Below are 22,824 nucleotides of genomic sequence, written 5' to 3' on the forward strand. Positions count from 1 at the left end.
ATTTCTAATCTTTAATCTTATCACAATAAGGCTATATGCCGTAGAAATCTAAAATCCCGCGTACTCCGTGGGATTTACTTTTTATATAGAATGAAAACCTTTAGCCCAGCTTCGGTGGGACTTTTTATTTATATAAATCTGGATATAGATACTTATAGATTCCCTAATCCTGATTAATAAAATACAGTTGTTGCGGGTCATTTGCAATTGCTACTAATGCATTATAAATATATTGAGACACCAAAGCGCCTCCCTCAATATTTATTAAATCAATATCGTCTTCGGGTGTATGATATTGCGGGTGGCCTCCTGTATGAAATCCCACAGCAGATATACCAGCTTTATAAAACGAGACATGATCAGAGCCTCCCACTTCACCCGCATGTACAACCGGATTAAGGGTACTGGCTTCGCCTAATTTCTTCATCAATTCTACTCCATCTGGAAACGTTCCTGCGCCTCCCATGTAAATTTGCTTCTCTTCATTTAGCCTTCCCACCATATCCATATTCAACATTACTTTTACAGCCTCTTTTTGAACCGGTAAATGGGACACAAAATATTTAGAACCTAAAAGTCCTTCCTCTTCTCCGCTAAAAGAGATAAAAATGATACTTCTTTTTGGCTTGACTTTAGCATTTGATAATTCCTTCAGTATACACAGCAAAGCCGAAACTCCGGAAGCATTGTCATCTGCTCCGTTATGAATGGCAAAAGCTTCTTTCTTTTTACTGCCTGAGTTTTGTCCTCCCCATCCCCAATGATCATAATGAGCTCCTATTACTATATATTCGTTCTTAAGTTTTTCATCAGAACCTTCAAGATATCCCACAACATTTTGAGTCGAAACACTATCTGATTTCATCTTGTTTATTCCTTCTTTCACAAAAAGTGTAAAAGGCTGGTAATAATTGTTATCAAATTTTTTCAACCCGTATTTTTTAAAATACTTTTTGATATAGGCAGTAGCGTCATTATTGCCTTTGGTTCCCGGAAAACGTCCTTCTAACTTATCTGAAGAAAGATATTTATCATGTTTGTAAAATGTTTTGGCATTGATACCGTTCTGGGCATTTATAGTGCTGTTAAAAAATAATACACTAATGAAAAAGAGTTGATATTTTAAGTTTCTTAAAAATAGCATCGTTTATATAAATTACTTAAGTTCAAAAATTTTATCCATTAAAAGCCATTTTTCTCCGGTTTTTGCCTGAGGAAGTGCTTTTTGAAATTGCCACATCAAAGTTTCCCATTCCTGAACTTTTGGATTTTCTGCATCCCGTTTTGCTTTTTCTTGGAATGAAAAATCAGAATTGGCCTCAATAATCATAAACAAACGGTCGGCAACATTATAAATTTCAAGACTGATAATTCCGGAATCTAAAATGCTCTGCTGTATTTCGGGCCAGACGTTTTTATGAAATTCTATATATTCGGCAATTAAATCCGGATCATTTTTTAAGTCCAGAGCCAGGCAAAATTTTTGCATCTTTTTTTATTTTAAATCAAAAATTGTGTGTTTAATAAATTTACGATTATAAGTATATAAAACATGTACTTTTTTATCTGAGGTCCGGATAATGGCCGGGTAACTGAATTCGCCTTCTTTTTGGTTTTCTAAATCAAATAATTTGCTCCAAGACAAGCCATCTTTAGAATATTCTACATCCAGTACATTTCTACCGTTAAACCAGTCTTTACCCATTTTTAAAGGATTATTAACCAATAAAAATGCTTTATTGGATAAGGTCACTGCATCAATTCCTGAATTCGAATTAACAACGTTGATACTGTCTGTTTTCTGCCAGGTTTTACCATTATCTTTAGACCAGCTTGAAATTAATTTATTGTGTCTGCTTCGTGATAAAATCTGAATCTCTTTAGCCGAATGAACTAAAAAAGTGGGCTGGATAATGTCGAAATTTTTCCTGTCATTAATATCCGTTATTGTCCAGCTGTCTGTAGATTCTCTATAAGTTTCTATAAATACTCTCCATTTATTATCATCGATACTCTCGGTGCTGCTTCCGCATAAAATAACTCCTGGGGTAGTTTCAATTGGTTTATTTCGAATTGGCCCTAATATTCCTTTTGGAAGATATTTTGCCTCACTCCAGGTGTTTCCGTTATCTTTAGAAACTATCATAGCACCAAACCATTCTCTCGGGTTCTTGCCGACTTTATAAAACAAATATAAATTTTGAGCCTTACTTTTAAATAAAACCGGATTCCAGCAAGGCAACGTATCGCCATCTTTAATTAGTGGCTCAATAATTTTTTTAGGCGCTGACCATTTTTTTTCTCTATAAGAAGAAATATAAATACTCACATCTTTTGCACCTTCATGTTTTCCGCCAAACCAGGCAGCCAAAAGAACGTTAGGCTCTATTTCAACCAATGTTGAGGCATGGCTCGCTGTTGTAACAGGATTTTCTGCAATATAATTTTGAGTGATATTAACTGCTTCCGGATTAGTTTGTAATGAACTGCAGGAAAAAACAGTTAGTACTAATAGCAGGATTACAGAATTAAATTTTAAAATTATTTTCATTTCACAATTAATCTTTCAATTCGCCCACCAAAACTCCTGAAACATTCCAATGGTTTGTACTCGGACCTTCATTGGGGCCTTGTTCTATAACAACTTCTATTATATGATTGCCCTTTGACAGTTTGTTCAGCGGAATAATATAAGGAGGAGTTAATGTTCCCGGACACCAATTTGACCTACTTAAATCACTGGAAGATAGACCATCAGAGAAATTCCCCGAAGCCGGATTAGATAATCGATAGGTTGCACAATCAGTTCGCCACGGAATAATTTTAAAAACCTCCTGACCATCAACAAACACTTTATTCATTCTTGGTACAAACTCATCTCCATTTCCCCAGCCTCCATGACCAGTTGTGGTATACAAAAGCTGTAAATTTTGTAGATTTTCTTTAATTTCAAAATTTACTTTTAAAGTATCATTCGCAAAAAGACCTCCGTAATTCTGACCTGACATTTCCATCGTATTTACTGTTGAAAATAAAGGTGCTACATACTTTTTCTTATTTGGTTTCTCTTCGTTATTTTTCATTGATGGATAAACATTGAGTTCCAGACTTATGGTATGACCACCAGCATCATAATTGCCAATAAAAACACCAATCCAGATTTCATCTTCATCAATAGGAATAAGAGAAGTGACATCTTCTTTATAAACAACGTCTTTTGCCCAGTTATAATTATTTATTTTTCGTTTATCATTAAAATAATTAACTCCAAATGGCGTAAAAAACCTTAGTATTTCTATTGCCGGCGAATAGTCTTTTTCTTTTTTAATTCCCTGATATTTGTTTTTTTTATTATCTGTATAAATTGGTAATTTATCTAATCCATGTAAGTAAGCATCTAATAACGTAGTACTGTTTTCCTCTTTTTTTGCTGGGATAATGAATACTGAACCGGTTCTGTCATATGCATCACCAGTAGACTTACTGGTTAGTTTTGCAAAAATGGCATTACTATTTTTTAATTCAGGAGTAATTTTTATCTTTTTCAAAACTACACTTCCTTTAGAAAAATGATAAACCTTGTCTGTAAGAAGGTCTTTTTCGTTTGGAATTATTGAATTAGGATCGAAGTTTATATTTTCATTCTCAAAAATATGCAATTTAGTATATCTGGAGTTAATGAGAATTTCTTCAAATTCTGATTTATCAACTACTACTGTCTTCTCATCATAATTAATAAATGGCTCATAATTTTTAACTTTAGTTATCGAATTGGCTGTCAAAGTCTGATTTCCATTATAAACCATTTCCAGTACAAGTGCATTTTTACTAGGTAAATAATTACTGTTAGGAGTTCCTTTTACGGCAGCCTTTTCAGTATACCAGATATCAATTCTATTTGAAAAATAAGAAAAAGAAACATGCTGACAATTATATCCAAGTATGACACGGGTATCATTTTCTTTTTTAGGAACAGGCAAGCTGTCAAATGGAATTATTTTTTTGAAAACAGTATTTCCATCCTTGATGGTGGTAACGTTATAATTGTTTTTTAAATCGATGTATTGTTGTATTTTATCTGTTGGTTTTGATAAAAAAACCATTTGATTGTATAGATAGATTTCGATATTCTCGCCTGTTTTTTTTCCGTTTTCAAATTTATCATACTTAATTTTATATACCTCTGATTTGGTTTGAGCAACGAGTACTAAAGAAAACAACAACAATATGGTATTGAAAAATTTTATCATGTATTTACAAATCATTTATTATCTAATTTTTGACAAATATTAAACTGGAAAAAACAGAGGTAAGAATTACATCTTACCTCTGTTTAAACTTATAGGTGCTTTAATTGCACATTATTATTGGAATTTTACTTTATATCCCAGAATATTTTGGTACTTAAATTATCATTTGCTTTTACTGCATTATAATTATCCGGATTATAAACACTCTCTGACGTTGGATATGTCCAGCGTGTTGGCGGTGTTTTTCTAATACTGCTTGTTTCATCCTCACGGAATGTAAGAGCCGGAAGTTTCAATCTTCTTTGCTCAGCCCAGGATTCATCAGCCTGCATGATATTGTAATGAATGTACTTTTGAAAAGCAATTAATTCCAATTGAGCTGCAGGTGTTGTAGCTCCTGCAAAGTTTATAGCAGTAATATAAGCGTCAATTTCAGCAGTTGTTGGTTCTGTAGTTGGTTTCCAGGTCAAAACATCTGCTTTATCTCCTAATCTTACATAATACTCTACAGATTGTCTGATAGCTTTTTCGAAATGTGTTTTAGCTGTTGCGGCATTTCCATTTCTTGAATAGTACTCGGCAAGAATCAGGTTTACTTCAGGAGCATTTATTAATGTTCCCGGCAACCATTTATTTCTACTGAGAACCGAACGATTGTAAACAGCAATTTTACCTTCTGTTATTGATTGTGTCTGAGCCCCGGATGCCAATGCCGGATCTAGTCCTTCATAAGTAGGAGCCACTATCACCACGTTGTTTACTACACGTGATCCCTTTTCAAACAGCCAGGGTTTACGAGGATCATTATTTGCATTCATGTGATCAATCATTGCTTTTGGAGCAAGATTATTTAAATCATCTTCTAAAGCATTAATAAAACCTGAAGTATCTAAATCACCATCCTGATTATAAACCCTGAAAGCAATATTTTCGGAATTTTCATCTACAATTTCTCCAGCAGCAATGATTTCAGCCATTTCAGTATTTGCTCTTGTTGCAAAAACAGGAACAGCAGAAACTCTGTTCAAGATTTTTAAGCGCAAGGAATTACAATAGTTTTTCCAGCTTACCAGGTCTCCTTTGTTGATCAAATCCTGATTTTTGAATTCTGTTGCCACACCAGCAGACAAAGTAATCGAATTCAATTCAGTAGAAAAAGCTTTCAATTGATCCAACATAAGGGTATATAGTTCTGTTTGGTTATCATACTTTGCTAATGCAGCACCATAATTACCTCCCGTTAAACTAATTTTACCTGCCTGAGAAAAAGGAATATCTCCATAGTTATCAATCATTTTTTGAGTATGATCGTATAAATAAATAGTTGAAGTAATGGTATAGATTCTGTTTTCAGTCTGCATAGCAGCAGGCAAAGAAGCCATTACTTTTTCTAACTCTCTATATTGAGCCATAAACTTATAAAACCTATCCCATCTGTTAACTGGTGCAGCTCCTGAAACATAGCGCCCGGATGAGTTCATAAATCCATGTGCCTGCGTGTAGCTAAGAGAAGTAGATTTTAGAACGGTATAATAATTCCAGTAAGAAGGAATTACATCCTCAAAGTTAATTTTCATGAATCCGGCAAACTGTTTAGACACAGTAGTTATTTCAACCGTAGACGGATTTGGGTACGCATCTGCAAAATCGTCTTTTGAGCAAGAGCTAAAAAAAACAGCTGCAGTTGTTAGCGATATATATAATAATTTTCTCATGTTATATTTTTTAAATTATGAAATATCAAATTAAAAAGAGGCTCTTAACATACATCCAATACTTCTGGTAGCCGGATTCGTTCCTGCATTATTTATGTTTTGATACCATTTAGAACCTGCAGTAGTTGCTTCTGGGTCCATATCCTTAATTGATCTGTAGATGAAGAACAAATTACGTCCGTAAGCTGAAAAATTTAATTTTGAAGCACCAATTTTAGCAGCCCAGTTTGTTGGTAAACTATAAGTTAATGAGACTTCTCTCAATTTTACATAGTTGTTTTCCTTGATATACAATTCATAACGTGAGCTGCTGTATTGAGGGCCTCCCCAGTTATAAGTCATGTTATAGTAACCTGCCTGAGATATTACATTTGTATTTGTTGCGCCATCTGCTGTCACACCATTCATCAACATACCATCACGATATAATGTTTGACCACCTGGTCCACTTGTAGCACTATTAGGAACCTGAACACCCTTACCATTAGCATCTACAAAATATGTAAGACCACCACGTTCGTTAGTACTGTAATTCAAACTTTCTTCTGTCAATCCTCTTGAAGTCATCCAATTAATTCCAGTTGGCATCAAATACCCTCCATAAGAATAATCAATATTAACATCTAAAGTGAAATTTTTATAAGTGAATGTGTTCAATAAACCTCCAATACCTTTAGGTATAGCCGTACCGTATTTTTCCCATTTATCGCCATCAATCATATAAAATCCATCAGAATCAACCATTTTATTACCATTGGTATCTGTCTTAACAGGATGTGCATAAATACCTCCAATTGGATCACCTACTACTGATTTCAACTGAGCGGCAGAACCATCATAGTCAAAATGTAATAATTCTTTTGCACCATTTGCTAATTTCACAACTTTGTTTGCATTTTTCGACCAGTTCAAAGTAAGGTCCCACGAGAAAGATGTCGTTTTTACAGGAGTAGCAGTCAAAGCGATTTCAACTCCTTGGTTACTTAATTCTCCAACATTCGCTATTATTACTGAAGCTCCTGTTGTAGATGCCAATGTCAAATCTAAAATTTGATCCTTAACTTTTGCATTGTAGTAAGAGACATCTAGTCCTAGCCTATTTCCAAAGAATTTAGTTTCAAAACCAAGCTCATATTCGTTTTTCATCTCAGGTTTTAAACTTTCATTACCATACTTATCCATAGAAGTTGTAATTAATACAGGAGTAGCTGTTCCCTGATTTCCTAATGTTGTTGGGTTGAAGGCTACGTTACCTCTGTACATCTCTGCATAGTTACCCACAATTCCCCAGGAAGCACGAAGTTTTGCATAACTGATTACTTGCGGTAATGTAAACGCATCAGATACTATGAAAGAGGAATTGACTGAAGGATACGTAAATGCATTATTATCAGGATTCATAGTTGAAGTGCGATCCCTTCTTATTGTTCCTTCGAGGAACAAATAGTTTTTATAGTTTCCAGTCAGAGTTCCAAATACTGCGTCTTTTACAACTTTTTCTCTTTTATGGTTAACTTTTAGATTGTTTACTGAAGAATTTAAATCATACCAACCTTCAACACTCAACCCTCCATCTGTAAATTGTGACAAACTCAAACCAGTTTCTTTTGATGCTGTATAACCAACTGTAGCTCCAATGTCAAACTTATCATTAATTTTTTTGTTATAAATTAACATTAAATCCCCATAAAGAATATTATAATCTTTAGAATCTATTTGAAAAGAACCGGTACCAAATCCGTAAACCAGAGGTCTTTCAACCGGATTTTTAGTTTCTACATTTATCGAAGTTAAATCTGTAGAAGCACGACCACGCAGCTTCAAATCTGGGTAAATAGTATAGGTTTCAGTAACACTGGCAATCAAACGGTTTGTAATTTCGTCCTGCTGATTTGCATTCGTATTCCAGAAATAATCACCTACATCTGCCTTGAAACCATTACGGATAATATTTTCATCCGGAGTCAAACTATTATTTCCACCAGTAACATATTTGTATCCTAAACTGGTTTGATATTTAGCCTTATACCAATCACCATTATCAAACGGGCTTATCATACCCGTAAAGTTGTTTATCAATCGATCTGTACCAACAGCACGATTGTGAACATTCTGGTTCATATAACTCACGATGACATCTGTTTTTAATTTTTCACTTGTTTTGAACGATGCATTCAGGTTAAGGGTATTTTTTTTATTCATGTTACCCATACTCAACCCTTTTGATTCATTGTGTGTGTAAGAAAAACGAATACTGCTATTATCCGTATTATTAGAAAGTGCAATGTTTGTTACGCCATCCCATGAATTTTGGAACATATTTTTATAGCCGTCTTTTTGAGCTGAATATGGACGAATAACACCGTCCCATGACATAATAGGCTTACCATCGAACCACGGACCAAAGTTATTAGTACTTGCTGAAACCCCTCTAGTCTCATTAATATTATCTCCATCTGTATCATAGTAGGCAAAACCATCAGGAGCTAAGTATCCCGTAGAATAATTTGCATTTGTCCAGCCCGGACCTCTTTCATATTGAAATCTTGGTAAATATGCAATTTGGTTTTGTGAGTAACTGGTACTGAAATCTACACCTAATCCTTTTTTTCCTTTACCGGATTTAGATGTAATTAATACCACCCCGTTTACAGCTTCAGAACCATACAATGCAGCCGCCGAAGCTCCTTTAAGAATGGAGATACTCTCAATATCTTCCGGATTGATATCTGCCAGACCATTACTTCTAATACGCTGATCACCCCAATAATCATTATTTGTAGCCGCCCCATCTCGAATTGGCACACCATCCATAATGATAAGAGGCTGATTTTTCTGTGTAATAGAGTTGATACCACGAATATTAATATTGATATTTCCAGCTCCACCTGGAGTAGAAGTAATACGAACCCCTGGTGCTTTACCATACAGAGCATTAGCCACAGTAGGCGAACCTGTCTTAACGATTGCCTCAGACTTAATCACACTAGTGGCGTATCCTAAAGCCTTTTTCTCTTTTGACTGGCCAAGTGCAGTTACAACAACTTCTCCTAATTGCTGACTGTCTGCACTTAAAGCTACATTAACAGTCGTCTGTCCTGAAACAGGAACTTCTTTTGTAGCAGAACCTACATAAGAAAATATCAAAATTGCTGATTGATTGGGAACAGAGATGCTGTATTTACCATCAAAGTCTGACGATGTATTGGTTTTAGTTCCTTTAACATTCACATTTACTCCCGGAATTGGCATTCCATTAGTATCAGTGATTGTTCCTGTTACTGTCGCTGTTTGAGCCTGAAGGTTCTGAAACCCGAACAGGAAAAACAAGAACAGTAATTTTAGTACGTTTTGATTCATAGTTTAAATTGTTTTTTGAGTTAATATGATGTTAAATTTATGAATCTGTTTTGTTAACTAAATCATTATTTCGACAAATGACAGCTTTCAAAAGGTGTTGGTTAAAATTTAACTAAAAACAACGTATTTCCTTTCAAAATCCTTACATTTTCCAGCATTAAACATTATTAAAATTGGCTATTTGTTAAATTGATAAAAGAATTCTAACCAAAACATCCAAAACACTAAATATTTTTCGATTCTACACCAAACAATGGGTTACTACAGAACTTTAAAACTTAACTTTTGTAAATCTACAGAATTCCCTCCAATCATAACCTCAAAATCGCCAGGCTCAACCACTCGCTTCATATCTCTGTTCCAGAGTGATAGTTCATCAGCCGTCAATGTAAACTCAACCTTTTTTGTTTCTCCTTTTTCGATGAATAACCTTTTAAAACCTTTTAATGTTTTTCTTGGAGTGGTTACGCTACTGTAAACATCATTGATGTACAATTGCACCACTTCATCTCCATCATAATTCCCAATATTTTTAACATTTACGCTAACTTTCAATTCTCCATCTGCTTTAATTTCTTTGGTATTGATGGCAAAATTTGAATATTCAAACTTGGTATAACTTAAACCGTAACCGAATGTGTATAATGGATTTTCACTTTCAGAAACATATCTGTGTATTGCAGATGGTTTTTGGTTATAATATATAGGTAACTGCCCTACTGATTTTGGAACTGTAATTGGTAATCTTCCACCTGGGTTGTAATCTCCAAATAAAACATCTGCTACAGCTCTTCCTCCTAATTCCCCCGGGAACCATCCTTCTAAAACTGCCGGAATATTTTCGGCAATCCAGTTTACAGAAAGTGGACGTCCGTTTAATAATACACAAACAACCGGAGTTCCGGTTTTTTGAATCGCTTCAATCAATTCCTGCTGCATTCCGTGTAAGTCTAAAGTTGCAACATCTCTGTTTTCTTCAACCAATTCGTTAGATTCTCCTAAAACTACAATCGCAACATCAGCTTTTTTAGCAGCATCAATGGCCGGCTGTAAGTTTACTTTTTCTAAATTCCAACGTAAGTGCGCTCTGGCTCCCCAGCCGCCTTCCCACATTTCAATGCGGACTTTGTATTTTTTTCCTGCTTCTATATTTTTTGGAGTTGTAACGATACTGGTAGCTCCTTTTGTCCAGTTATCAATAACCAATTGATCATCAATCCACATTCTGATTCCGTCATCAGAACTTAAGCCTAACCATCCATCAAATGATTTGTCCGATTTAATGTAACCTGTCCAACGAATAGAGAAATCGTCATCTGTAACACCTGTTCCCGGAGACCAGGGCCAGTCAAATTCTAACTGATTGTCAATACGAGTCAATACTGGAGCTCCTTCTACATTTCTGTTATTGAAATATTCTCCTTTTAATCCGTTTTGAGATTCATCCGGAGTAAATAAATATTTAGACGGAATGATTTGTCCTTTTACAATCAGCGGTACACCTTCTTCATAAACAACATTAGCCGTTTTTCCAACCAATTGCTGCACACCTTCGAAAACTGTCATTCCAACACTGTTTTTAGGAGCATAACCTCCAAGTCTTGAAGCATTTGCATTGGGTCCGATAACGGCAATATTTGTAAGATTTTTGCTTAATGGCAAAATAGTATTGTCATTTTTCAATAAAACCATCGATTTCTGAGCCGCTTCTAAAGCAACAGCCTGGTTTTCTTTGGTATGAAAACGCTCTTTAATCAGATTTTTATCGGTGTACGGATTTTCAAATAATCCTAATAAAAATTTCAATCTTAAAACTGCTCCGGCAGCGCGGTCAATCTGCTCCATTGTCAGTTTCTTTTCATTTACTAATTCTACAATAGTATTTTGCCAAAATTCGTTTGTGAAATCGTAAAACTGCATATCAACTCCTGCAGAAACTGCTTCTCTGATACTTTCTTTTGGAGAATCAGAAACTTTATGAGTGGTTTGAATGTATTTAATAGCTCCTAAATCTGAAACTACAATTCCTCTGAAACCCCATTCCTTTCTTAAAACATCTGTCAATAACCAGTGATTTGCAGCACAAGGAATTCCATCTAACTCAGAATAGGCACACATGGTTCCTAAAGCACCGCCTTTCATAAATGCTTTTTGGAAAGAAGGTAAATGATCTTCTCTCGCTGAACGTTCTCCCACTAAAATTGGAGAAGAATTTCCTCCCGCTTGTGGAATACCGTGAACAGCAAAGTGTTTTGGTTCTGCAATAATAGAACGATCCGATTTTAAATCATCTCCTTGTAATCCTTTGATGAATGCCAAACCGATTTCGCTGTTTAAGAAAGCATCTTCTCCGAAAGTTTCTGCAACTCTTCCCCAGCGTGGTTCACGTCCTAAATCTAAATTCGGGCCTAAGCCAAAATGTACACCGTGTGCTCTTGCTTCTGTAGCGATTACTTTTCCAACCTTATCTATTATTTTTGTGTCCCAAGTAGCTCCAAGTCCAATATTCATTGGAAAAGCCGTACTTCCTTCATCCAAATAACCATGAAGCATCTCGCACATAATTAAAGCAGGAATTCCCCAACGGTTTCCTTTAATAATCTCAGATTGAAGATCGTTAATCATTTTTGCCGAACGCGGATAAATGTCATGAATAGCTCCAATTCCTAATTTACCGATTTTAGCAGTCGATTTAGATTTAGAAAAATTCTCTTCATCTTTAAAAAATTCGCCTTTGTACATATCCATTTGGCGTACCTTCTCTTCAAGTGTCATTCTGCTTAACAAGTCTTTTACCCTGTCTTCTACCGGCATTTTTGCATCCTGATACGGGTATTTTTTCTGTGCATAGTTCTGGTTAAAAAAACCTACAGCCATTACGAGAATAATGGCTGTCTTTTTAATTCTTACTTGTAACATAGTGGTGTGTTTTTAATTTTGAATCACTTTTAGCATTGTTCCATTCACAAAATCGTCATGCGAAATAAAAAAGCTGTTAAGTGATTTTCCGTTTAGTTCAATCGAATTGATTTTTCCGTCATTATTGATTTGTCTTTCAATTACAATGCTTTCTTTTTTATAATATCTTGGATCTAATTTGATCGTTATTCTATGAAACAATGGTGCTGTGATGGTATAAATTGGGTCACCCGGAGAAATTGGATAAATTCCCATCATCGAATATACCAGCCAGGCAGACATTGTTCCTGTATCATCATTTCCGGGTAATCCTTTTGGTTTGTTTTGGAAATATTCTTTCACCAATTTTTTTACCATTTCCTGACTTTTCCATTCTTCTCCTTTTATATAATTGAATAAATAAGGATAAGCAATATCCGGCTCGTTTGCCATATCAAATTGTTTGGTGTCAAAAACCTTTTGCAACTGATCTGAAAAAGGTTTATCACCGCCCATAAGTTTGATTAATCCTCTAATATCATGTGGCACCATAAAAGCATATTGCCATGCATTGCCTTCAATAAAACCAACATTTTCCTGAAAATTAGATCCCGATTCAGGATCAAAAGGTTCATACCATTTTCCGTTAGCTGTTATTGGCCTAAGTAATTTTAAATCTTTATCATATAATTTTCGGTAGGATAATGAACGCTTCGTAAAACGCTTATAATCTTCTTTTTCGCCTAAAGCTTTTGCTAAAAGTGAAATCGCATAATCTGAAGTATTATATTCCAGTGTTGTAGAAACGGGACCGCGATAATTTGTTGATACATATCCTTTTTCGATATATTCTTTAAGTCCAGGACGCAACGGATTCTTTTCAATTTGATCAGCACCTTTTAACATGGCATAGTAGGCTTTGTAAAAATCAAAATCCTGAATTCCTTTTAAACACGCGTCAACTATCACTATACTTGCGGGATCTCCTACCATGGTGAATGTTTCTGTAGAATTTAATTCCCATTTTGGCAGCCAGCCGTTTTCATCATACATTTCCAACATACTTTTTATCATATCCGATTGTTGCTTAGGATAAACCAAAGATGTTAACGGATGCATATTTCGATAGGTATCCCACAATGAAAACGTGGTATAACGAGTGCCTTCGGTTTTTGCAATCTTACTTCTTTTTATCACCGGATATTCTCCATTGACATCGTTTAAAGTATTTGGATGAATTAAAGTATGGTACAATGCCGTATAAAAAATCGTATTCTCATCTTTTGAACCTCCTTCAACCAAAATTTTAGAAAGCTCATCATTCCACTCCTTATAAGTGTCATTATAAACGGTTTCGAACGATTTATTTCCGGTTTCTTTTTCTAAGTTCTCACGGGCATTTGCAATGCTTACATACGAAATTCCAATTTTAACCTCAACGGTTTCCTGCTTATCAAATTTATACGTAAAATAAGTTCCAATGCTGTCACCAACAACCGTTTTGATGCTATTATCCATCATTCTGGTTTTGCCATTATACGTCATCCATTGTGCTTCTGTGCCTTCGTATTTTGATGGCTTTTTCCAAACACCGAATTTGTGTGCGGGTTTCGAAAATTTTGCCACAAAATAAACTGGGTAGGCATCTTCCGGACTGTTATAACAAAATGAACCAACGCTTCGCATTCCTTCAATTTCTGTTGGCGAAACCACTTTTACCATCGCGCCTTCTTCATTGGTTAAACCTAAGCCAAGATTCAGTAAAATATTAGATTGTCCTTTTGGAAAAGTAAATTTGCTGACCCCCACTCTTTTTGATGCCGTAAACTCTGCTTTTATATTGTATTTGTCAATGTCTACGCTATAATACGCCGCTTTTGCTACTTCATTTTTATAAGTTGAACCGTATTTTAAATGATTGGTTTCGACAGCTCCCGTTGTTGGCATTAATATTAAAACGCCTAATTCAGGACAGCCCACACCGCTTATATTAACCTGACTAAATCCGGTTAAAAAAGTATTTTCGTTTACATACGGATTAGAAAGCCACTGACTGTCTTTTTCTAATTTATTTTGTTTTCCCGCAACATTAAACGGACTAATACTCGCCACCCCTCGTGGTGCAATTGGTCCGGGAAAAGTGGCTCCATAGTTTGAAGTTCCGATAAATGGATTTACAAAATCTGCGGGTTCTTTCTGTGCAAAAATAAGGATGCTAAAAAACAGCATATACAAAATACATGCTGTTTTTGATATTATTTTTTTTGATATTGAAAACATACTTTTATCTGTTAAATAGCTTCCATTTTTAAAGTCCAGGCTTCTTTACATGGTAAATTATTTCTTAAGTTTTCCGGAATAACTACTTTAAATCCGTTTCCTTCTTTTGTCCATTTTAAAGAAGTTTTAGAACCTAACATTGTAATTTTTGTTCCTTTTTTAGGGCTGATAGATTTTACTGTAACTTGAGCAGGAATTTTATCTTCTCCTTCTTTTGCTAAGTAAAATGCAAATACATTTCCTGCCTTATTTTGTGTAAAACAAATGTTATCTTCTTTGTAAGGCTCGATTGGTTTGGTGTTGTAAATCGCTGTGCTGTTTACTTTCATCCAATCTCCGTAGGCTTGTAATAAATCGTAAGCCCCTTTGTCCCATTCTCCTTCCGGACCAGGAGCAATATTCAATAATAAGTTACCGCCTTTTGCTACAATATCGACTAACATATGAATTCCTTGTCTTCCGGTCATGTATTCAGCACCTGGCGAATAAGACCACCCGCCACCCGCGGGAATACAAGACTCCCAAGGGTAAGGCAGCGTTTTAGCAGGAACACGTCCTTCCGGAGTTAAGTAGTTTTGGTTTTTACCATGAACTGCTCTGTCAACAACAATTAATCCCGGTTGTTTTGCACGCGCTTTTACAACCAATTCATCCATTTTTGGATCCTGATTTACTACTCTGTGTTTGATGAAACCATTTTTAGATTCGTTTTCTGTAAACTTCTCGTCATAGTTTTCTTTGATGTTCACCTGATCTCTTTTTCTAACCCAACCTCCGTCAAGCCATAAAATGTCTACTTTTCCATAGTTGGTTAAAATTTCTAAGATTTGGTTGTGCGTGAAATCAACATATTTTTGCCATTTTTCAGGGTATAAAGACGGATCGTAGTTTACGTTTCTGTCGAAAGGAGGGAAATAAGGATCCCAATAGTTTTCGTTGTGCCAGTCTGGTTTAGAAAAATAAGCTCCAGTTGAAATACCTTCACCTCTAAAAGAGTTGAAAATTTCTTTTAAAACATCTGCTTTTGGGTTGGTATGAAAAGGAACGTCTTTACTAGTTATCTTGTAATCAGAGTATTTAGTATCATACATATTAAATCCGTCATGGTGTTTTGTAGTGAAAACCATGTACTTCATTCCCGCATATTTAGCTGCTTTAGCCCATTTTGCAGGATCGAATTTCACAGGATTAAATGTTTTTCTTAATCCTTCATAATCTTTAATATAATCATTATAATTAGACGGATTACTTCCTTTTTTACGTTCACACCAGCCGTAATCTTCAGGGCAGATAGACCAAGACTCTACAATTCCCCATTGGCTGTAAGTCCCCCAGTGCATTAGCAGACCAAATTTTTTGCCTTGCCATTCGTCTAAGTTCTTCAACACTAACGGATCTGTTTCCGGTACGTATCTTTCATCTTCATAAATAGCCTGAGCGAAAATCTGAGCTGAAAATAAAAGGGCGATTATGAATATTCCTTTTTTCATCTTTATCTGTTTATTGCGTTTTATTTATTCTTTTGTTTTTTCGTTTAGTTTATCAAGTATAGGTTGATCTGTAAAAATTAATTCTTTTTGGGTATTTTCATTAAGCTGCTCGAATACAACAAAATTATTTGCACCAGTTTTCAACCAACAGCCTGGCACATAAAGCGTTTGCTGCGGTCCTACTTTCCAGTAGCGTCCAAGATTGTGTCCGTTGACAAATACAATTCCTTTTCCCCAATTGGTCATATCAAGAAAAGTATCGGCTGGTTTGTCTATGTTTACTGTAGATTCATATAAAACTGGACGTCCAGGTTTTATCGTTTCATTTTTAAGAACTGGAACTTCGCTCATCGGCATTTTATACATTTCCCATCCACCGCTAATTTCATATTCATTAATGAAAACCGGAGAAATAATACCTTTCGTATTATGTACTATTTCGGCTCCGTAATTAATACGCCCCATATTTTCAACTAAAATTTCTAAAATACCGTTAAAAGGAATAGAAACTGTCAACTCGTAATTTTTGAAAACTCTATTCAATTCACCCGCTTTAACTCCGTTTACATAAACTGTAGCAAAGTCTCTCAATCCCTCTATTTTTAATTTGCCTGAAATTGGCTGTGTAAATCGTTTACGATATAAAACATATCCATTTCCCTGACCTAATTTTTCAAATGTTAATGGCTGGTCATTGACAACAGCTTTTTCTTTTTTGATCCAGCTTAAAACATCCATACTCGATTTGATAAGCTGATTAGGATATTTTGTAACTGGTATTTTCTCTGGAATCGGTGCTAATTTTGTCTTAGAATACTTTTGCATTACTTCACGAATAGCCATGAATTTTAGTGTTGCCCAACCTGCTTCGCTAATAGGAGCATCATAATCATAGCTTGTAATGTCCGGCTGAATATCACTTTCTTCATTATAATTTGCTCCAGAGGTAAATCCGAAATTAGTACCACCGTGCACCATATAATAATTAAAAGAAACACCTGCATCAAGGTAGTTTTTAGTTTGACTTGCAATCTCCTCAGATCCAATTTTAATAAATGGTTCTGCCCAATGATCCAGCCAGCCAGAATAAAACTCTGCAACCATGTAAGGTCCCTGCCCTTTATGGTATTTATCAACTTGTTTTTTTAAATTCTCTATATTTGATTCTCCATTTGCAGTCGGTAATACGCCTTCAACAGCACCGCCTTCAAACAACCAAGTACCGTCAGAAGTAAAAAAAGGCTCTGGAAACCCAGTTTCTTTAAGCATATTGTAAATTGCAGTTTTGTATGCTTTATGATCTTCAGCACTAATATCGGTTCTTTGAGAAACATAAGAACCAAATTCATTTTCTGCCTGAACCATAATAATTGGTCCTCCCTGATTAGCAAAATTTCCTTTTACCACTGCATACAAATGTTCCAGATACGTTTTGCAAGCTTCCAAAAATGCTTTGTTATTGGTACGAATTACTAAATCTGGATTATTTTGCAACCACCAAGGGTAGCCTCCAAATTCCCATTCCCCACATGCATACGGACCTGGCCTAAGAATCACATATAATCCTTCACTTTTAGCGATACGTAAAAACTCAGCTAAATCTTTATTTCCTGTTTTAAAATCCCATACACCTGGCTCTATTTCGTGGTAATTCCAAAACACATAAGTCGCCACGGTATTCAATCCCATAGCTTTAAGCATTTGCAATCGATGTCTCCAATACTCTTTAGGAATACGCTCATAGTGCATTTCTCCTGAATGTATTTTTATAATTTTCCCATCTTTTTGAAATTCTCCATTAGATATAGAAAATCCTTTGGTTTGCGCCGTAGTAAAAAACGGCATCAAGCAAATCAATAATACTCCGAGCTTAAATAATATCTTATTCATTTTTTTTTTCAGATTATAAATTTATAAACTTAAAAAATTGCAATCTTAAAGTAGTAAACGACTTAAATAATCAAATACTACAGAGAGTTATTCTTTAATAATTCTACTTTATAAAACTATTGAGGCAATAGTTAAAGATTAATTCACCACAATCTCATCTACAAACAGCCAAGAACTTTCTCCTTTTGGACTTTTCTTTAAGTTGCCAGCGATAACTTTTACAAAGCGTGCATTTTGTTTTTGAAAGTTGATTTTAAAATCCTTCAATTCCGGAACTGCATTTACAGCATACGGACGTGTTATTTTTCCAACTTGTCTGTAATTAAATCCGTCGTCAGAAATGAATACTTTTACTTCAATTGGGAAATTAACTCCTGCGCCTTGACTTTCTAAAGCACCAACACTTACCTGCTCTATACTTTCAACTTTTTCAAGGTCAATTACCAATTCCATATCGTTAACCAACCAAGCTTGCCATTGTCCGTCATGGAAATTTTTGCTTCCGCGAATCGTGTTGACCATTGTGTTCGCATCTCCTTTGTAATTCGAATTGTAAGGTGTTAAGTATTTCACTTTTTTCGCAAATCCTTTATGAAAAACAAGGGTATCAGTATACGTTTTTCCTACTGGTTTGTCATCTTGAAATAAAGAAGCTTTTAAAACAGTCGTTTCTTTGATTTCAATTGGAGCAGTATATTTTACAGCATGATGATCGATGCTTTTATCTCCTAAAACGTAACGGATATCTGGATTAGGAAACTCGTTTTTCAATTCTACTTTGATTTGTTTATTAGCCAAATCTGCTGTAGAAGAAGCAGTAACCAAATAAGCACTTTTCGCATAATTTATTCCTAAATAATCGTAACGTTTGAATAATGAAAATAATCTCGTTGTAAAATCATTCCAATTGCGTTTCTCTTTCGGACTCCATAAAGTTTCTGATAAAGCTGCCAATCTCGGGAAAATCATGTATTCAGAATCTTTTGGTAATGCTAAATGTTCTGCCCATAAATTCGCTTGTCCTCCTAAAACATGTGCTGCTTCCTGAGGTGTCATTGTTGCAACTACAGGATCAAATTTATACACTTCGCTTAACGGATTATAAGCATCAAAAGCTAAAGGTTCTTCGTTTTGCGGTCCTTGGTAAAAGTTGAAATAACAAGGTGTTTCTGGAGTCATAATCACATCGTGACCTTGATCTGCTGCTTCGATGCCGCCTTTCATTCCTCTCCAGCTCATTACCGTTGCATCTGGAGCCAAACCACCTTCTAAAATTTCATCCCAGCCAATTACTCTTTTTCCTTTTGAATTGATGTATTTTTCCATTCGTTTTACAAAATAACTTTGTAATTCTTCTACGCTTTTAAGGTTATTGTCTTTGATTCTTTTCTGGCAGTGCGGACATTTTGCCCAATTGGTTTTAGTAGCTTCGTCTCCGCCAATATGAATATACTTTGAAGGGAAAATCGTAATTACTTCGTCAATTACATTTTTTAAAAACTCAAACGTCGTTTCTTTTCCTGCACAATAAATATCTGTAATTGGCCATAATCCGCCTGACGGAACACCAATTTTCTGATCAAAACATGCCAGTTCAGGATACGAGGCAATAGCACTGCTTACGTGTGCCGGCATTTCGATTTCCGGGATTACTTCAATGTTTTTTGATTCGGCATATTTTACAATTTCTTTTAACTCTTCCTGAGTAAAAAAGCCTCCGTACGTTCCTTTTTGATCTGCTGTTACCGGAAGTCTTGCATTCCAGGATAAGTTTTCCTGATCTACTCTCCAAGCGCCAACTTCAGTTAGTTTTGGATATTTTTTAATTTCGATTCTCCAGCCTTGATCATCAACTAAATGCAAATGCAAAACATTCATTTTGTGCATTGCCAAACGATCGATTGTAGCCAGAATGTAATTTTTATCAAAGAAATGACGTGATAAATCCAGCATTAAACCTCTCCATTTAAAACGAGGTTCGTCTGTTATGGTCAAACTTGGAATTTCCCATTTTGCAGTAGAAATCGCAAATTTACTTTCAATTGCTTCAGGAAGTAATTGTCTTATACTTTCTAAACCATACATAAAACCTACATTTCCTTTAGCAGCAATAACAATGCTCGTCGGATTTACATCTAAAACGTAAGCTTCATTTTTTAAGTTCGGATCAACTTTAAACTGAACAAAATTGCTTACTGGCGCTTTTGTTGTCGTTTCTGGTTTCCATCCTGCAGCAACTTCAAATTTAGAAGCCAAAGCATTTGCGGCATCTTTTTGGAAATCACCGTTTACTACAAATTTTGTATCTTTTGTAAATTCAAAAACACCAGTTTTAATAAGAGTCTGACTCGGTTTTGGAATGATACGAATATCATTTTCCGTGTAAACTTTCTGCGCGTTAGCCGAGAAAATTGAAGTGATTAGGGTTAATAGGAATAGTACTTTTTTCATTCTTTGTTTTTTGGGTTCTCTATGCTATTATTTCTTAAACACATATAGACATAGTTTTTTAAAGCTTAGAAAGGCGTTACACTATGCATGAATGCACATAGAAACTGGTTTTATTTTTATGTTTTGAAGTTTTTGACTTCAGTTTGTCATTTCGACGAAGGAGACCCGAGCGATATCGAACAGACGAAGTAAATCTTCGTTAGTAGCTCCTCAACGTAACTCGTCAATCTTTGTAGAGTTTCTTGCGGAGATTTCTCCTTCGTCGAAATGACAAATATTGCGTATATTCCAATCTGTGTCGAATCCCGAGTATGATTCCTCGTTCCTCGGAATAACAAAACTTTGTCACAATTATTTATCCCACGACATTTTAAATTTTGCATCCTCCATTCTGTGACCTTTTTCATCATCTGAAACGGCGAAATTAAATCCTGATCTTAAACTGTAACCTGCGTATTCACCATTTTTATTCAAAGCAATAAAACCAACCTGCAGGTATTCCATGTCTTTGTGGTTTTTATGTTTGTTGTAAATACGCTCTGTAATTTCTTTACAGGCATCGTAAGGCGATTTTCCCTGACGCATTAATTCGACCACCATTGCGCTTCCGGCAGTTCTGATAACGGCTTCCCCTAAACCCGTTGCTGCAGCCGCTCCTACTTCATTATCCAGAAAAAGCCCCGCGCCGATTATTGGGGAGTCACCGACGCGGCCGTGCATTTTCCAGGCGGCGCCGCTTGTTGTACAGCCTCCGGCAAGATTTCCATCCTGATCTAACATTAGCATGCTTATGGTATCGTGATTTTCTATATTGATAACGGGTTTATATTTAGAATCTTCCAGCCATTTTTTCCAGTCTTTTTCAGATTCGGGAGTTAAAAGATTTTCTTCTTTAAATCCTTCTGAAAGAGCAAATTGTAAAGCACCTTGTCCGGCCAGCATTACGTGTGGTGTATTTTGCAATACTCTTTTTGCTACAGAAATTGGATGCATGATTCCTTGTAAAAAACACACAGAACCGCAATTGCTGTTGTGATCCATAATACAGGCATCCAGCGTCACTTTTCCTTCCCGATCCGGATATCCTCCATAACCAACACTGCGTACAGTCGGATCGGCTTCAGGAATTTTCATTCCGGCCTCAATAGCATCTAAGGCTGGTTTTCCGTCTTTTAATTGTTTCCAGGTTTCTTTGTTTGCCGGTAAACCATGATTCCATGTCGAAATTACAATTGGCTTTTTTTGTTTTTTTGAAGGAAATTCTAACGCACCTTCTTTTTCATCTTCATTCTCTGCAAATCCGCTAAGGCCAATAACAGAACTTACGGCTGCTGCACCTAAAGCTGCTTTTTTGATAAAATCTCTTCTATTTGACATGCTTTTTATTTTTATTGAAATCCTGAAAATATTATTTTAAACTTGCTTTTGTTTCTTTAATGGTCTTTAAATAACTATCAGACAATGCATTTCCGTCGAAGAAAGTAACTCCAATGGCTCCGTTTTCTTTTGCCAGTAAAATAGCTTCTTTAAGTTCCTTATCATTTTTCAATCCCGGAATATAAATTCCTGTATTAATTTTTGTTTTTTTATGCTCTAAATCAGTAACGCCCTGTTTTGTAGCGTAACCTACCCAGTCAATTTCTTCATCATAAAAACTATGATAAATCATAGGATAAACCTCATCGATATTCCATTTATCCCAACGCTGGCGTACCATGTGATCTGCCATTTCCGGATAAGGAAAAACGGCAGCAGTTAATTGTTTGTTGTGTTGGTGTGCAATTTTATACGCATCGTCAACAACGTTTTTTATAGCATTGAGTCTGAAGTTTTTCCACTCCATATCAATGGAAGTATTATGGCTCTCTTTTGGATTTTTATGATGTATTTTTTCAAATGCTTTTACACATTCATCACAATAACAAAAGTCAAATTGAGGTAACTCTACATCCTGAACCAGATTGTATTTTGGCAATAAACTAATTGGTAAAAAGATATCCGGAAAGCGGATATAATCTAAGTGAACACTTTCTATTCCTTCAACTTTTGCCAGTTCTTCGACTAAATGTAAAACGTGGTTTCTAGATTCTTTTCTTGTAGGACAAAGCCATTGGTAGTAATCGACATAAGGGCGGTTATCAAAACAGGATTTACCTTCTTTGCTCACCTGATACCATTCCGGATGCTGCAATGCAACTGAATCTCCGGGTCTGTTCATCGCCATAATCCAGGCGTGAACTTTTAGACCTTCTTTTGTAGCTAAAGGTACTATTCTTTTTAAAAGTTTTGGATCAGTTCCCGTATTGATTAATACTTCATCAATTCCTCCATCTTTATATTTTTTAAATTCTTTTGTATAGTCTGCATCAGATTTTTTAGCATCTGCCGTTGTCCAGACTCCAAATTTAAAAGTGGTTTGTTCTTCTTTTTTTGCACATGAAAAAATACTAAGTGCCAATAAAAAAAGTAATAGTTTTGGTAGTTTCATAC

Annotated in this window: 13 protein-coding genes; all 13 read right to left on the bottom strand. The window is 35.5% G+C overall.

Features of this window, described 5'->3' with window-relative positions:
- Positions 1–163: 163 nt before the first annotated feature.
- Positions 164–1,144 (bottom strand): M20/M25/M40 family metallo-hydrolase, encoded by a 981-nt coding sequence (locus FLACHUCJ7_RS13625; RefSeq protein WP_180909245.1) that lies wholly within the window; start codon positions 1,142–1,144, stop codon positions 164–166.
- Positions 1,145–1,156: 12 nt separating this feature from the next.
- A complete protein-coding gene (locus tag FLACHUCJ7_RS13630) occupies positions 1,157–1,489 on the bottom strand; it encodes an L-rhamnose mutarotase (RefSeq protein ID WP_078226682.1) in 333 nt (110 codons plus the stop codon).
- Positions 1,490–1,495: 6 nt separating this feature from the next.
- Positions 1,496–2,551, bottom strand: coding sequence for a sialidase family protein (locus FLACHUCJ7_RS13635; protein ID WP_078226681.1), 1,056 nt, complete (start codon positions 2,549–2,551; stop codon positions 1,496–1,498).
- A gap of 7 nt (positions 2,552–2,558) precedes the next feature.
- On the bottom strand, positions 2,559–4,250 hold the full coding sequence (locus FLACHUCJ7_RS13640) for a PNGase F N-terminal domain-containing protein (RefSeq protein WP_180909246.1): 1,692 nt from the start codon (positions 4,248–4,250) through the stop codon (positions 2,559–2,561).
- Positions 4,251–4,375: 125 nt separating this feature from the next.
- Complete coding sequence (locus tag FLACHUCJ7_RS13645) at positions 4,376–5,965, bottom strand: SusD/RagB family nutrient-binding outer membrane lipoprotein (protein ID WP_180909247.1); 1,590 nt, start codon at positions 5,963–5,965, stop codon at positions 4,376–4,378.
- Between the two features lie 30 nt (positions 5,966–5,995).
- On the bottom strand, positions 5,996–9,325 hold the full coding sequence (locus tag FLACHUCJ7_RS13650; RefSeq protein ID WP_180909248.1) for a SusC/RagA family TonB-linked outer membrane protein: 3,330 nt from the start codon (positions 9,323–9,325) through the stop codon (positions 5,996–5,998).
- A 261-nt stretch (positions 9,326–9,586) separates the two neighbouring features.
- A complete protein-coding gene (locus FLACHUCJ7_RS13655; protein WP_180909249.1) occupies positions 9,587–12,244 on the bottom strand; it encodes a glycoside hydrolase family 3 N-terminal domain-containing protein in 2,658 nt (885 codons plus the stop codon).
- A 12-nt stretch (positions 12,245–12,256) separates the two neighbouring features.
- Positions 12,257–14,503 (bottom strand): GH92 family glycosyl hydrolase, encoded by a 2,247-nt coding sequence (locus tag FLACHUCJ7_RS13660; protein WP_180909250.1) that lies wholly within the window; start codon positions 14,501–14,503, stop codon positions 12,257–12,259.
- An 11-nt stretch (positions 14,504–14,514) separates the two neighbouring features.
- A complete protein-coding gene (locus FLACHUCJ7_RS13665) occupies positions 14,515–15,993 on the bottom strand; it encodes an alpha-L-fucosidase (protein WP_180909251.1) in 1,479 nt (492 codons plus the stop codon).
- A 24-nt stretch (positions 15,994–16,017) separates the two neighbouring features.
- Entirely contained in the window at positions 16,018–17,883 is a 1,866-nt protein-coding gene (locus FLACHUCJ7_RS13670) for a beta-galactosidase (protein ID WP_180909252.1), read from the bottom strand.
- 138 nt (positions 17,884–18,021) lie between these two features.
- Positions 18,022–20,334 carry a beta-N-acetylhexosaminidase gene (locus FLACHUCJ7_RS13675; protein WP_180909253.1) on the bottom strand — a complete coding sequence of 771 codons (2,313 nt, stop codon included), beginning with the start codon at positions 20,332–20,334 and terminating at the stop codon, positions 18,022–18,024.
- Positions 20,335–20,685: 351 nt separating this feature from the next.
- Complete coding sequence (locus FLACHUCJ7_RS13680; protein WP_180909254.1) at positions 20,686–21,711, bottom strand: isoaspartyl peptidase/L-asparaginase family protein; 1,026 nt, start codon at positions 21,709–21,711, stop codon at positions 20,686–20,688.
- Between the two features lie 31 nt (positions 21,712–21,742).
- Entirely contained in the window at positions 21,743–22,822 is a 1,080-nt protein-coding gene (locus FLACHUCJ7_RS13685) for a putative glycoside hydrolase (RefSeq protein WP_180909255.1), read from the bottom strand.
- Positions 22,823–22,824: the final 2 nt, after the last annotated feature.

The sequence above is a fragment of the Flavobacterium salmonis genome (assembly GCF_903819435.1).
GTDB lineage: Bacteria > Bacteroidota > Bacteroidia > Flavobacteriales > Flavobacteriaceae > Flavobacterium > Flavobacterium chungangense.